Genomic DNA, 14,107 nt, shown 5'->3' on the forward strand with positions numbered 1-14,107 from the left:
ACCCACCCCCCCCCCCCCCCCCCCCGGCGGCGGGGGGGGGGGGGGGGGCGGTCGCCCCCCCCCCCCCCCCCCCCCCCCCCCCCCCCCCCCCCCCCCCCCCCCCCCCCCGCTCCTACAATGGATCGGGTTTCAGTCAGGTGGATTCAGGTTTTTCCAGCTCCTCCACCAACGCCTTGAAGAACCGCGCAGCCTCGCCTCCTGTCACCGCCCTGTGGTCGAAGGTCAATGACAGCGGCAGGATCGGGTGGATGACCACTTGCCCGTCCATGGCCACCGGTTCCTGGCGAATGCCGCCTGCGCCGATGATCGCCACTTGCGGCGGTACGACGATGGGGTTGGCGTAGCGGCCGAACAGGGTGCCGAAGTTGGACAGGGTGATGGTAGCGCCCATCATTTCCTTGGGTGGAATCGAGCGGGCCTTGACGTCGGCGCGCAGGCAGTTGAGCCCCTCCTTCAAATCCGCCGCCTGACGATTGCCGACGTCGCGCAATACCGGCACGAACAGGCCGTCGGGGGTATCAACGGCGATCCCCAGATCGAGCTTCTCGTGGTGTTTGATCGACAGCGACTTGCCGTCGAACCAGCTGTTGAGCACCGGCTCTACCCTGCACGCCGCAGCCATGGCCTTGCCGATGCGAATCAGCGGATCCCGGGCGGCGCCCCAGTGATGCAGGTCGGCATCGCCGAAAATCGTCACGGGCACCACTTCGGCGTGGGATTTGGCCATGTTCAGCGCCATGCTGCGGCGCACGCCACGCAGTTTTTCGCCGCCGAACTTGTCGCGCTCGGCCTGGGAGGCGTTTTCCACATCGGCGCGGGTTATCAGGCCGTCGCTCCCTGAACCGCTCAAGGCATTCAGATCGACGCCCAATTGCCGGGCCAGTTGCCGTACCGCTGGGGTGGCGCGGGTCGAGAGGTGTTCACGGGTAGACGGCGCAGCGCCGACGAAAAATTGATCGTCCTGGCTGCTGCCGCCCCCTTCCAGGCGTCCGACGACCGTTCCCGCATCGCCCTCGCCTTCAAATGCCATCAAGGGTTCGCCCACGTGAAGGATGTCGCCATCACCACCGTAGACTTTCGCCACCACGCCGTCATAGGGCGCAGGAATGTCGACGATGGCCTTGGCCGTCTCGACCGACACCACCAACTGGTCGGCCTTTACCGTGTCCCCCGCCTTGACGTGCCACTCGACGATTTCCGCTTCCTGCAAGCCTTCGCCCAGGTCGGGCAGTTTGAAATATTTCATCGCAAGCCTCCTCGGCCGTCAGGCGTAATTCAGGACAGTGTCACAGGCGTGAAGGATGTCTTCGACGCTGGGAATGTACAGCTGCTCCAGGCGATAGAGCGGCGGCGGAATGTCAGGCGCGGTGACCCGCTGGATCGGCGCCTGCAAATCCAGCAGCGCACGCTCGTAGAGGCTGGCGGCGATTTCCCCGCCCAGGCCGCCGGCACGTGGCGCTTCGTGGACGATCACGCAACGCCCGGTCTTGCGCACTGACGCTTCGAGGGTGTCCAGGTCCAGCGGTTTGACGCAGGCCACGTCGATCACCTCCGCCGACACGCCCTGCTCGGCAAGCGCGTTGGCAGCCTGCAAGGTTTCGTGAACGCTGGCGCCCCAACTGATGAGGGTGATGTCACTGCCTTCGCGCAGGGTAAAGCAGGTGTCCAGCGGCAGGCGTTTGCCATCGTCGACGAGGGTTTGCGGGTTCATGCGATAGAGGCGAGTGGGTTCGAGAAAGATCACAGGGTCAGGATCGTCGATGGCTGCCAGCAGCAGGCCATAGGCGCGGGCCGGCGAGGAAGGAATCACCACGCGCAACCCCGGTACATGGGCGAACATCGCTTCGGTACTTTCGCTGTGGTGTTCGGGCGCGCGAATCCCCGCGCCCATGGGCGAACGCATGACCATCGGGCAACTCAGGCGCCCCCGGGTGCGATTGCGCATGCGTGCGGCGTGGGACACCAGGTGTTCCATCGCGGCGTAGATGAAGCCCATGAACTGGATTTCCACCACAGGTTTCAGCCCCTGGGCCGCCATGCCGATGACCAGCCCGCCGAGCATTGTTTCAGCCAGTGGCGAGTCGATCACTCGTTTGAAACCAAAAGTGTCGCGCAGACCCTGGGTGGCGCGGAACACGCCGCCGTTGACACCGACATCCTCGCCCAGCACCACGACGTTCTCGTCCTCGCTCATTGCGCGGTGCATCGCCAGGTTGACCGCTTCGAGCAGGCTTACTTTTTTATCTACCGCAGGCTTGTCCTTGGACAGATCATTCGCCATGACCGGCACCTCCATTACGACGGGCCACACGCTCAAGGAACCACTCGCGCTGATCGGCCAACGGCGCTGGCCATTTCGCATAGACATGGTCGATGACCGACTCGGGCGCCTGGTTGCCGGCGTTCTCGAAGTTATCCACAGACTGCTGGACCAGGCCCTGGCATTCGGCGATCAAGGCCTGCTCCCGGCCCTCGTCCCACACGCCCTGGGCAGCCATGAATGACTGCAGCCGCTTGATCGGTTCCTCCTGCCAGGCCTGCTTGACCTCATCGGCAGGACGATAACGGGTGGCGTCGTCGGCGGTGGTGTGATCCCCCAGCCGATAGCTGATGCATTCCAGCAACACCGGGCCCTTGCCCTTGCGCGCCCGTTCCAGCGCTACCTGCATGCGGTCATACACAGCAAGGATGTCGTTGCCGTCCACCTGCTCACCATGAAAGCCCGCGCCCACGGCCTTCTGCGCCAGGGTCGGGGCGCCGCACTGGATGCGCCGGGGCACGGAGATCGCCCACTGGTTGTTGTTGATGACGAACACCACCGGCAATTGCCAGGCACCCGCCACGTTCAGGGCTTCGAGAAAGTCGCCCTTGCTGGTCGCACCGTCGCCGCAGGTGGTCACGGCCACCCGATGCTCGCCCCGGATCTTGAAGGCACTGGCCACCCCACAGGCATGCAGCGCCTGGGTCGCAATGGGCACGCACAACGGAAAGTCCTGGGCCACGGCAGGCTCGGCATAGTCACTGCCGCGTTCGTCGCCGCCCCAGTACAGGAGAATTTCTTCCATGCGCACCCCGCGCATCAGTTGCACGGCAGTGTCGCGGTAATAGGGAATCAGCACGTCTTCGGGGTGCATCAGGCTGCCGATGGCAACGCCAATGGCTTCCTGGCCGAGGGTGGGTGCGTAGGTGCCGATCCGGCCGGTGCGTTGCAGTGCCACGGCTTTCTGGTCGAAAAGCCGGGTCAGGACCATTTGTCGGTAAAGGCGGGTGAGGAGGTTGAAGTCATCGGCCCACTGGGGAAGCTCGCCGGTCAGTTGACCGTCCGGGGACAGATAACGGGTGTACGCAAGATCGATCTTGTTATTGGACATTGCACACTCCTGACACGCGCCCTCGTCGTGGCGCGTGATGGTCTTGGCTTTGCGACTTGTGGTCGAAAGCTTCGTTCGAATCGCGCCGGTAAGGCGCTTATTCGAGGTTCAACAGGCGTTCTGCCAATGCATCGGCTACCCGCGCGGGTGAGCGCTTCTCGGCCTGGGCATGGGCAAATACTTCAGTCAGCCGTGTTCCTATCTGGGACAGATGTGCGGTGATGGTGTTCTGGTTTTCTCCTTGATGTTGCAGCGCCAGGTAGATCAATCCCCCTGAATTGATGACGTAATCGGGAGCGTAGAGGATGCCGCGGGCTTCGAGCTGATCGGCGATGGCCGCGCAACTCAACTGGTTGTTGGCGCCGCCCGCCACGGCCGCGCAGCGCAGTTTGGTCACGCTGTGGCTGTTGAGCACGCCGCCCAGCCCGCAGGGCGCGAGAATGTCGCAGGCGGTGCTGAGCAAGGCCTCGCTGGCAACCGGCTTGGCGCCCATCTGTTCCATGGCCAGTTGCACCTTGCCGCTGTCCAGGTCCGCCACCAGCAACTCTGCACCTGCCGAATGCAGTTGCTCGGCCAGGGCATAACCCACATGCCCCAGGCCCTGGATGGCCACTCGCAGCCCTTCGAGGTTGTCGCTGCCCAGCCGGGCCATGGCCGTGGCGCGAATCCCGGCATACAGCCCCAACGCGGTATGGGCTGCCGGATCGCCGGTGTTGGTGGTGCTGGTGACGTGCTGGGTGTACTGGGCGATGCAGTCCATGTCTTCTATCGAGGTGCCACTGTCCATGGCCGTGATGTAACGGCCATCCAGGGTTTCGACGAAACGTCCGAATGCCTCGAACAGGGCCGCGCGATCCGGCACGTGGGCCGGACGCAGGATGACCGCCGTCCCGCCGCCCAGCGACAAGCCAGCCAGCACGGCCTTGTAGCTCATGTTCCTGGCCAACTGAATAGCGTCTTCTATAGCGCTCTCTTCATTCGGATAGGAAAGATAGCGACAGCCACCCAGAGCCGGACCTTTCTGGCTGCTGTGAATCGCGATCACGGCTTTGAGGCAGGTGTGCGAATCGACGATCAGGTGCAGCGATTGAACACGTGAACTTTGCATGAGAGCGAACATAGGCAGTGCTCCCGGTTTTTGTTCTGCGAGTATAGGCGCTGGCAGAAAAATCGACGGCTTCGTTGGGCAGATCCTGACAACCTGTCTGCAACGCCGACGCAGAACGCACCCTGCAACAATCGGCGCTGGACGAACCTTGCCCGCAGCGCTAAAACGGGAGCATCGTCAGCCTGAAGTCAGACGCCCGATCCGACCGGAGAAGCCGATGAACCCGCGCCAAAATTGTCTCGAATGCCTGCAACGCATCCCGCCCTCGACGTTCGAGGCTGCCCTGTGGATATCTCTGGAACACGACGCCGGAGTGGACCTGGGGCAAACCCGGGAACTGCTCGCAGAACTGCAGCGTCGCATCAGCGCTGCCCTGCCCCTGATCCCGGCTGCCGAGCTCGCCCAGCCTTTGCTGCGCCAGATGGCGACGATCGGCTTTCAGCAGGACGATGTCGCCCAGCCCAAACCGCAGGTCGCGCTGTTGCACAAGATCGTCGAGCGCAGGCGCGGTCAGCCGCTGGGGCTGGCACTGGTCGCGCTTGAGCTGGCCAGGCGCCTGGAGATTCCGCTGGAGGGGGTGAACTTTCCCGGGCATTTCCTGCTGCGCGTGCCGGGAGCCGATCACACGTTTGACCCTTGCGATGGCCGCAGGCTCTACCCCAAGGACTGCCGGGAATTGCTGCTGCGCCAGTTCGGCCCGGATATTGCGCTCAAGGCCGAGCACATGGTCACGGCAACGCCGGTCGCGATGATCCAGCGCCTGTCGCGCAACCTGCGGCATCTGCACCAGATCAACGATGATTTCATGGCCTCCCTCAAGGACGCCAACCGGGTACTGGAACTGGGCCAGGCCAACACAAGCGATTACCTCGCCCGCGCCAGCCTGTACCAGCATCTGGAATGCCCGCAGGCCGAACGATTCGACCTGGAGCACGCGTTGTTACTGAGTGACGATCCTGTACAGCGGATCAGGTTGACCCAGCGGCTGGTGCAACTGCCGTCGGGTCGGGCGATTCATTAGGCCAACATCCTGTAAACGCTGGTCGTCTGAAGCTTTTTCCAGGCCCAATCAATCACAGGCGATGCGACGTACATCTTAAGGCTTTGCGCCCCTGTTGCCGCCACCCGGACCTCATCGGCTATGCCAATCAACCCGATAACCCCTTCTGCAAACAGCTTGAGAGCAGTTCCCCGGTCACCCGAATCGTAGGCTTTGGCCGCCTCCACGAATTTTAGGCTAGTGGTGAGGACTGACCACGCAAAACTCGCCTGCGGGAATGGAAGCGTCACGATAGTGACGGTCCAATCGATGACCTTCCACGCCACCGCACGTTGCCTCTCGTCGATGCTGACAGTCGCACTGTCTACATCCCTGATCATGCGATCGATCATCTGCGAGTAGAGCTGACGAAAGTCCCTGACTGGCTCGTCGGTCCAGTACACGATTTTTATCAGTTTCGGATTGTATTTGCCGCCCCGGTCGAGCATGTCCATGAAGGTGCCGACCTTCATCTGCCCCTCGTGAGCAACGCGAGCCAGGTAATAGCTTTGCATCTCGGCAGTGCCCAGCAACTGTGCGTAGTCAGTCAGCGGTCGGAAATCCCGGCCATCCGGGGCTCCGGGGGTGTACAGCAACTCGTGACGAGGTTCATTGGCACTGTCATCCCGGAAACAGTAGACGCCTTCGACGCGGTAGCCTGCGATAATGAATGGGGAAATATTTCGACTTCCCGCTGCCGTGGGTTTTGATGCACCCCCGGTAATCGGAGTGATGATTTGGCTCAACCATGAATATTGGGCTGGATCCAGATGCCCTTTCACGAACTCCGTCATCGCGCCACGAAGCATCTCATAAGCAAGACGCTGGGCATGAACAGTTTGACGACGCTTGTAATTCGGGCTTGTGGGCTTGAGAAATTCGTCAGTCAGGTATTTCATATACTTGACTGCAACATCAGTTTTCCTGATTGCCCGGCTCATGGCAGGCATCACACTCGCTGGAAACTTCTGAATATTCTGTCCAACTGATGAATAGAGGTGCACTTGCGGCCAGTAGCCATGCACATCTTCACTTCCGTACATCATCAGATCGGTGAACGACGGCAGTTCATTGAAGTTGGGTGTATCGGTAGCCGGCACGCCCAGACCGAAATACAAGGTGTCCGGATCCACGTGTGTCAGGTATTGCACATGTTGCAAGTAACTGTTCAGGCTATGGCTCGCCTTCTTGTGCGCATAATCACGAAGAGACAGCATGTTCGGAGACAGCCTGGCGAGCTCCTCATTCAACGCCTCGATTCGAGAATCCACCATCGCTCGTTGCGATGGCTTCACATTTGCGGGGCCGCGGTTCGACAGTTGCGGGTCATAGTGACGCGTGGATAGTCCCCTCAGCGCTTTCACACGGACGAGGCCAAGCAGGCGGTTTTCATAGCCTGATTCAATGCTGCGAACGAATTTGCAGCTATCGACGCCCCAGGTCGATGGCTTGAGCAGCACACTGTTGAGCGTGGAGATCACACCCGACTGATTGGCCCCCGCCAACTGACGGCCTACGTAATTCCTTCCAGATTCAGCCGCCAGCCAGCCCCCGACCTCATGACTCAACTGCCGCCATGTGGCGAACTCATAAAAGTCGCGTCCATTGGGAGATCCGGGGGCGTACAGGACATAGTGATCATCGAATGCCGTTTTTTCCTCGATGACAATCACATCCTTGAACCGGGTATCAGGGAACGCCAGATGAAGACTGCCAATGCTGTGAACGACTCCGTTGCGGACGGCGTCAGTGCGAACATTCTGAACGAGGTCAACGCTACGGTCTTGCAGCAAATGACCTTGCATCCTTGCTGAGAACGCACCCAGAGCGATAGCACAGTCACGATGGCGAGCCATGACTCGAAGACTCTCGTCATCGGCCGCGATCCGATGCAGCTCCTGCTCGTAACGTCGATGAAGGTCGAGGAGGTCAAGCATCCCAGTGACGAACCGGGCGGAGAAATCGACATGGATCTGATCGGGAGACGGGCTGAAGGTCATGCTGCCCGCACCTTCCGGCAGCCCTTGAAGCGCAAACTCCATCAGCGACTTCTGACAAGTAGCCGCCAACGTTTCATTGCCGCCCAGTTCGATGGAGTCGTGCAAGGTAATCTGCACAAGATTCGGATCAACGAAACGGCCCAGATGTTGAGACATGAAGTGGGTAATTTCCCGGTAGGCAAAATCTTCGAGCGATGTAACAGCGCCGAACAGTTCGTCGACGTTATTCTTGCTTTCATCATTTGCCTGCTCAAGCTGCAACAGTTTGTCTTTCTTTTGGAAGTCCGCATATTTGCGCCAATCCGGTTGCAGGATCTCGGTCATCTGCGCGGTCAGTGCGATGAAGCGATGCCCCATTGCGTCGTCCAGATGCGCACAGGTGTGTACCCGCTCCAGTTCGGCATAGAATGTCGACCGGTCGGCATCGTTACCGTCTTGCGTGAGAAGGAAGTTGCAGTCCTTCATCTGCTTGCATTCCACCGCCTGCACATGGACATCGATAAGCGCATCGCTCATTGGCTCGAAGTGCCATGCATCCAGTCCGATCGTTGCCTGGCTTTGCAGACGCAACTGGTCACGGATCAACAGAAAGTCCTTCACGACATCCGCCAGTGGTCCGCTCAGTGCCTCACGCAACAAGTCGATGGATTCATAACGCTCGATTCCGCGAGCGGGCATGATCAGGAAAACCACGCCCGAAGGCTGCGCCTCCTGACGTCCCGCCTGACTGGCGACATAGATCGACGGTACGGTCACGCGAGTGCCATCGGTGGTCGTCCACACGAGGCTGAATACTCCGTTTGCCGGAGCGGTTTCGAGAACATCGGCCAGGCGCTTCTGCTCATCGGCCGACAGCATCCCCGAATAACCGCGCAATTCGACTTCGCACTGCAGTGCGCGCCGATGCTGCCCGGCCAAAGTCTCGGATTGGGTCCTGGGTTTGGCCGATGGATTCTGTGGGTTGGCATCCGGCACGCTCCAGGGGGCAAGCAGCCGCGCTCGGTAGTAGCCTGGCAAGATAGGGGCAAACCGTGTGACCGTGTCTTGCAATTGGCGACTCAGATCGTATGGAACCGCGGATTGATGCCCTATGCTGTCGTGGCGGGTGAAAAATCCTGCACCCTCGATGTCCACCACCGAATGGCCATGACGCATGGCGTCCACCAGCAGGTCCGACATCGCGACGGAATGAATACGCCCACTGTTGTCGAATTGGTTGAAGAAGAGTGCGTGAGGGCTGGAAACCCCACAGGCCTGTTTCAGGTCAACGTCCTTCAGGGCCTCGACAAGCAGCTCGCAAGCACGCTCGCGCAGGCTGGGATGTCGGCTCAGCAGCGCATTGGAAGAAGCACTTGCGCGGGTCAGATCAGCCATTTGACGGGTGATGCAGTCGCGTCGATCAGAGGATCGTGGGAGGGCAATGGATATGTCGTTCATAGGTACAGCTCCAGGGTAGGTCGTTCGTCCCCTGGCGGCATCCAGCCGGTCGGGAAAGCAGACAAACGACGAAAATGAGCCGTCATGAAACGCCATCTTGAAGATACGGATGCGGTATATATCTATCGCATGGCGTTTTTCGGGCCGACGCAACATGTAGGAAAAACATTCAGGCACCGTCTGAATACCCGGCGCATTGTTACCGCACTAGCAATACTGCATGTCGTAAACCGCTATGTTTTCACCAACAGCAAACCCCTACCATGAACTCACTTCGCGGCCGCCCTCGCCGCGAACTGGAAACAGGATTCCTGAGACTGGCAGCTTCCAGACTCCTGCCCTGTTTCCCGACGTGGATTTTCAAGCTCCTGGATCTTACGTCTTGTTTAGCCGCTGCTTAGCAGCGGCTTTTTTTATCACTGAAAGTTGCCTCGGCGCATGATGGCTTTTATATCCATATAAGCGTGCCGTTCCAGGTTAAACCCGAATATTGACCAGCGGCTTTTCCCTTGGTGTTTTCGCGTACCCCTCCAGCGCCAACAAAACGGACAACGCCGCATTGACCTCTATCCGTTCACCCTTCGCTAGCTCATTGTCTTTGAAAGACTCCCTGTTCAACGACGCCAGTTTGCTCGCCAGGAATTCATAGGCGTCAATTTCCTTGTCCAGCGTAAGGGGGTTGCCCTGTGCATCCAGCGGCATGTCCATACTGGATATGGAATGCGCAAGATCGCTGTCGATCAAACCCTGATCGGCTAAAAAAGCAGTCACCTCAAGCAACTGTCTATTTGTCGTGCGCCGGGGATCGAAACCGCTCAGATCCAGATTGAGCCCTTCCAGTTTTTTTACATCGGCAATGGTCTTGTCCGACCAATATTGCCGCACTTGCTGCTTGATTGCCTCCTCGCGTGGAGCAAGTCCTGATTTGACCTCAAACCTCTTGTCTGGAAGCGGCTGATACAGTTTCAGACGCTTCTCCACCTGACTCAAATTACCAATCATAAAACCTCCAAAAGACAGAATGCATCTTTCGAGGTGTCGGGCGGTTATCACCGGTATTGAGGCAAAATCCGTGAAGACGGGATCATTGCTTAATTTAGAGACGAGTCCTACAACCAGCCAAATAACTATCCTACAAAAACGGCCAGTCCGATCACTCGAACTGGCCGCCTGGAACTGCGGTAAACCCGTCAGCCGTTAAAGCGCTGCAAATTAGCCATCATCTCTTTCAGCGCTTCGACGTTATCCGCCGGATGAACAGCGTCGGTGAAGTCGCCGATGGCGCCCCACCGCGCTGCAACATCTTCAGGGGTGAATCCAGCGTGGGGATCGAATCCCGCGCCCAGGCTACGTTCCCAGCGCACTTTTCCGACCCAGCCGCCGCCAACTTCGTACAGCCCGGCGCTGTCCTGGCACTGTTCGCTGCCCAGGTACACCACTAACGGGCTGACCAGTTCCGGCTTGAGCAACTCGAAAACGCTGGCAGGGATCAGGCCTTCGGTCATGCGGGTGCCGCCCGTGGGGGCGATGGCGTTGACCAGGATGTTGTTCTTGCGCCCTTCCAGCGCCAGGGTGCGGGTCAGGCCATATAGCCCAAGCTTGGCCATGCCGTAGTTGGCCTGGCCGAAGTTGCCGTAGATGCCCGACGTGGAAGCGGTGAAGATCACCCGGCCATAGTTCTGTTCGCGCAGGTGAGGCCAGGCGGCGCGGGTGACTTTGTAGGCGCCTTCGACGTGAACGCGGTAGACCAGGTCCCAGTCGGCGTCCTCCATTTTTGCGAAGCTCTTGTCACGCAGGATCCCGGCATTGTTGACCACCACGTCGATGCGACCGAACGCATCCAGCGCGTGCTGCACGATGCGCTCGCCGTCGGTCACCGAGTCATGGTTGGCAACGGCCTGTCCGCCGGCCTCGCGAATTTCGGCCACCACGCGGTCGGCCGCCGAGGCGTTGGCGCCTTCGCCATGGGCTGAGCCACCCAGGTCGTTGACCACCACACGCGCACCATGGCGGGCGAACAGCAAGGCGTGGGCACGACCCAGTCCGCCACCGGCACCCGTGACGATCACGACTTTATCTTCGAAACGTACAGATTCGCTCATGTGCTCTCCCCCATTTGTGAAGGAGAGTGTCGGTCAGTCACGGGCCGGTCACAATCAACACGAGCCGCTCTGAATGGTGGTCGATAACGCAAAGGGATGATTGGCCGGAGCACTGTCCTGCACGACCCGAGATGTGGCGGCCACCGGCAACAGCCCGTAAAGCCCGCTGCGAAATTCTTCATACAGGCGCAGGACCAGGTTGGGCGCCTCGATGTGCGGATAGCGGCCGATGGCCGGGATCAGGATGGTGTCAGGATCGGGCACCAGCTCTCTATAACGTTCGACCATGTGCCGGCCGGACACCGGATCCCCTGCGCCATTGATGAAGCGCATCGGCACCCGGCCGTGCTGCATGGCCTGGACCCAGCGTTCCCGGTGGCGAAGGCGCTCCGGTATATAGCTGACCAGGCGGTACAGAATGTGATGCCCCTGGCCGGCGGCGATCAGGCTCCAGAAGTCATCCAGCTCACTTTCACTGGGGCGGGTATCGGGGCCGAACACGCGGCTGAAATCCCGGTCCAGGCTGCACCGGTCAAAAATCCGGCCGATCAGCCAGCCCAGCGGGCTGAGCAGCAGCTTCTGGATGAACAGCGCCCGGTGTGTTTCCGGAAACAACCCGCCATTGAGAAATACGCAACTGGCCATGTCGAACCGGCCTTCGCCGTGGCGGGCCAGCAACTCTTGGGCAACGCTGTCGCCGTAGTCGTGGGCCAGTACATGCACCGGCTGCGACACCTGAAGATGATCGAGCAACGCCTGTTGAAGGTCCGCCTGCTCGATGAGGCTGTAGTCATGATCGCGGGGTTTGTCCGAATCGCCGAAACCGAGCATGTCGCAAGCGATGACCCGATAACGGCGTGACAGAGGCTGCCACAGGTAATGCCAGTCCCAACTGGCGGTCGGAAAGCCGTGGATGAGCAGCAACGGCTCACCTTGCCCCGCCGCCCAGTAGCGGATGTTCCGGCCCCTGAACGCGAAGTCATGCCCACGGGTGCGCCAGACGCACAGCGGGATTTCCGCCAGGCTCATTACAGCGCAGTTCCTGGTTTGCAAAAATCGGCTTTCACGATCGGCGTCCCTCCGGCGGTTATTCTGCTCTCATGGTTCAGCAGTCTAGCCAGCCGTGGGGAAAGCGAAACTTGCCTTGGCAGCCACCTTAGTGGCCCGGCGAGTCAGCCTGTGGCGCAGCGCTCTGGCGCGGGCATCACAGGCCGGCATGTGTTCAGGCGCTCAATTGCTGGACGAAATCGGCAAGCCAGGGCTCGGCGTCGGTTTCAGGAGTGACGGTCTCGCTGGCGTCCAGGCGCAGCATGTCCTGCACCTCGCGCACGCCCAGTTCCAGAAACAGTTCCCGCATCTGCTCGCCACCGCCGCAGAAGGTGTCGCCGTAACTGGCATCGCCCAGAGCGATCACGCCACCCGGCAGGCCGCGCCATGCGCCAGGCAGCACATCGCGGATCTGCGAGTACAGCGGCTGAAGGTTGTCGGGCAGCTCACCCAGGCCCGTCGTCGAGGTAACGGCCAGCAACGCCTCGGGCGCGAAGGCCTGCAGATCGGCCAGCGTCGCGCGGGAATTGAAATACACCTCGTGACCGGCGTCTTTGATGATCTGCTGAGCGTGTCGGGCAACTTCTTCGGCCGAGCCGTACACCGAGCCCGAAACAATGGCGACTTTCATGCTGTAATCCTGATTCCATGGCTGAGTAAAAAGTGCGCCATTATGCCTGAGGCGCTCGTAATGTCTTAGAATGCTGGCTTTGCGATGGCTGCCCGGGAGCGTGTAATGATTAACGCAAAACTGATGCAGCTGATGGTCGATGTATCCAATGACGGCATCGTGGTCGCCGAGCACGAGGGTGACGATAACATCCTCATCTATGCCAACAAGGCGTTCGAACGCCTGACGGGCTTCAGCGCCGACGAAATCCTGTATCAGGACTGCCGTTTTCTGCAGGCCGAGGACCGCGACCAGCCGGCGGTAGGCGTCATTCGCCAAGCCCTGGAAACAGGCGAGCCCTGCCGTCAGGTGCTGCGCAACTATCGCAAGGACGGCACGTCATTCTGGAATGAGCTGTCGATCACGCCGGTTTTCAACGATGCCGAGAACTCGATGTATTTCATCGGCATACAAAAGGACGTGACCGAGCAGGTGCTGGCTCAGGAAAAAATTGTCGAATTGCAGGCCGAACTGGCGCAAGCTCGCCTTGAGATAGAGGCGTTGAAGCGCAAAATCCTGTAACTGACGAACGGCAGCAACCAAAAAACGAATTTATTGTCTCTTTTTTCAATAACCGGTTAATCGAGCTTGACCATGCAGCGCGACAATATCCTCACGCAGGATGAGCTGGACTTCATCCAGAACATGCAGCACAACCCCAAGCTGAATGTGCACGACAAGTCGCGCAGCCTGGTGGTTAATGGTGGAGTACAGATTCAGGACCTGCTGACGCGACTGGCCGCCCATGAGCAAGTGACGATTCAGGCGCAATTCGACAATCAGCAGATGACCTTTCCGCTGCATCTGGTCGAAGACGAGTTTCACGCGCTGCACCTGGAACTGGGTGCGCCGAGCATTTTCGAAGAGGGCCCGCGGATTCGTCCGTGGCGCCTGATTCTGCCGCAGCCAGTGGCACTGGAAACCGAGAAGGGCTCGCTGACCGCGCTGTGGGTCCATGAAATATCGTTCAAGGGCATCCTGCTGGAAATCCGCAAGCAGACCAAACCGCCCAAGTATTTCTCGGCCTGGTTCACCCCCAACGGCCTGGCCCCCATCGCGCTGCGCGGGACCTTCGAACGCCTGACCGAGCAAGGCCTGGCCGCCTACCGCCTGAGCCAGAACAGCAAGGAAGACACCGAGCGCCTGCGCCAGTACATCCTGCAGGAACACCGCAAGATTCATCCTTCGATGCACCTGTAGGAGCGGGGGGGGGGGGGGGGGGGGGGGGGGGGGGGGGGGGTGGGGCGCGCGGGGGGGGGGGGGGGGGGGGGGCCGACGATAGACACGCCACGCGGGCCGGGGGGCGGGGGCCGCCGGGGGGGGGGGGGGGCGC

13 protein-coding genes are annotated in these 14,107 nt (G+C 60.3%); 4 read left to right on the forward strand and 9 right to left on the reverse strand.

The annotated features are described in order from the left end of the window. Positions 1–133: 133 nt before the first annotated feature. The 4 genes from ACIPOO_RS05580 to ACIPOO_RS05595 all read right to left on the reverse strand — a co-directional run bounded on the left by ACIPOO_RS05580 (position 134) and on the right by ACIPOO_RS05595 (position 4,491). The gene (locus ACIPOO_RS05580; protein ID WP_400604959.1) at positions 134–1,246 is read right to left on the reverse strand and encodes a dihydrolipoamide acetyltransferase family protein; all 1,113 of its coding nucleotides are present in this window, start codon (positions 1,244–1,246) and stop codon (positions 134–136) included. 18 nt (positions 1,247–1,264) lie between these two features. Beyond that, the gene (locus ACIPOO_RS05585) at positions 1,265–2,281 is read right to left on the reverse strand and encodes an alpha-ketoacid dehydrogenase subunit beta (protein WP_400604961.1); all 1,017 of its coding nucleotides are present in this window, start codon (positions 2,279–2,281) and stop codon (positions 1,265–1,267) included. Continuing rightward, on the reverse strand, positions 2,271–3,371 hold the full coding sequence (gene pdhA, locus ACIPOO_RS05590; protein WP_274136519.1) for a pyruvate dehydrogenase (acetyl-transferring) E1 component subunit alpha: 1,101 nt from the start codon (positions 3,369–3,371) through the stop codon (positions 2,271–2,273). The genes ACIPOO_RS05585 and pdhA overlap by 11 nt, the downstream gene beginning before the upstream one ends. A gap of 97 nt (positions 3,372–3,468) precedes the next feature. Further along, on the reverse strand, positions 3,469–4,491 hold the full coding sequence (locus ACIPOO_RS05595; protein ID WP_274136518.1) for a Glu/Leu/Phe/Val dehydrogenase dimerization domain-containing protein: 1,023 nt from the start codon (positions 4,489–4,491) through the stop codon (positions 3,469–3,471). Positions 4,492–4,696: 205 nt separating this feature from the next. Between ACIPOO_RS05595 and ACIPOO_RS05600 the strand changes: the two genes are divergently transcribed. After that, positions 4,697–5,500 (forward strand): SirB1 family protein, encoded by an 804-nt coding sequence (locus ACIPOO_RS05600; RefSeq protein ID WP_400604964.1) that lies wholly within the window; start codon positions 4,697–4,699, stop codon positions 5,498–5,500. On the opposite strand, the gene ACIPOO_RS05605 is transcribed toward ACIPOO_RS05600, so the two are convergent. Beyond that, positions 5,497–8,955: a dermonecrotic toxin domain-containing protein gene (locus ACIPOO_RS05605; protein WP_400604966.1), complete on the reverse strand. Its 3,459-nt coding sequence runs from the start codon at positions 8,953–8,955 to the stop codon at positions 5,497–5,499. The genes ACIPOO_RS05600 and ACIPOO_RS05605 overlap by 4 nt on opposite strands. Before the next feature lie 84 nt (positions 8,956–9,039). Here ACIPOO_RS05605 and ACIPOO_RS05610 point away from each other — a divergent pair, with 84 nt between their 5' ends. Beyond that, positions 9,040–9,222, forward strand: coding sequence for a hypothetical protein (locus tag ACIPOO_RS05610; RefSeq protein ID WP_400604968.1), 183 nt, complete (start codon positions 9,040–9,042; stop codon positions 9,220–9,222). A gap of 210 nt (positions 9,223–9,432) precedes the next feature. Here the strand turns inward: ACIPOO_RS05610 and ACIPOO_RS05615 are convergent, their stop codons facing one another. The 4 genes from ACIPOO_RS05615 to ACIPOO_RS05630 form a co-directional block, all read right to left on the reverse strand. Continuing rightward, complete coding sequence (locus tag ACIPOO_RS05615) at positions 9,433–9,957, reverse strand: hypothetical protein (protein WP_400604970.1); 525 nt, start codon at positions 9,955–9,957, stop codon at positions 9,433–9,435. A gap of 188 nt (positions 9,958–10,145) precedes the next feature. Continuing rightward, complete coding sequence (locus ACIPOO_RS05620; protein WP_400604972.1) at positions 10,146–11,057, reverse strand: SDR family oxidoreductase; 912 nt, start codon at positions 11,055–11,057, stop codon at positions 10,146–10,148. A gap of 54 nt (positions 11,058–11,111) precedes the next feature. Further along, positions 11,112–12,086, reverse strand: a complete 975-nt coding sequence (locus ACIPOO_RS05625) for an alpha/beta fold hydrolase (protein ID WP_400604974.1) — start codon at positions 12,084–12,086, stop codon at positions 11,112–11,114. A gap of 193 nt (positions 12,087–12,279) precedes the next feature. After that, entirely contained in the window at positions 12,280–12,735 is a 456-nt protein-coding gene (locus ACIPOO_RS05630) for a flavodoxin (protein WP_274136512.1), read from the reverse strand. A 105-nt stretch (positions 12,736–12,840) separates the two neighbouring features. Here ACIPOO_RS05630 and ACIPOO_RS05635 point away from each other — a divergent pair, with 105 nt between their 5' ends. Both ACIPOO_RS05635 and ACIPOO_RS05640 read left to right on the forward strand, forming a co-directional pair. Further along, the gene (locus tag ACIPOO_RS05635) at positions 12,841–13,296 is read left to right on the forward strand and encodes a PAS domain-containing protein (RefSeq protein ID WP_274136511.1); all 456 of its coding nucleotides are present in this window, start codon (positions 12,841–12,843) and stop codon (positions 13,294–13,296) included. Between the two features lie 72 nt (positions 13,297–13,368). Then, entirely contained in the window at positions 13,369–13,974 is a 606-nt protein-coding gene (locus tag ACIPOO_RS05640) for a hypothetical protein (protein ID WP_274136510.1), read from the forward strand. Positions 13,975–14,107: the final 133 nt, after the last annotated feature.

The sequence above is a fragment of the Pseudomonas sp. NPDC090201 genome, from assembly GCF_044746825.1.
Taxonomy (GTDB): domain Bacteria; phylum Pseudomonadota; class Gammaproteobacteria; order Pseudomonadales; family Pseudomonadaceae; genus Aquipseudomonas; species Aquipseudomonas putida_AD.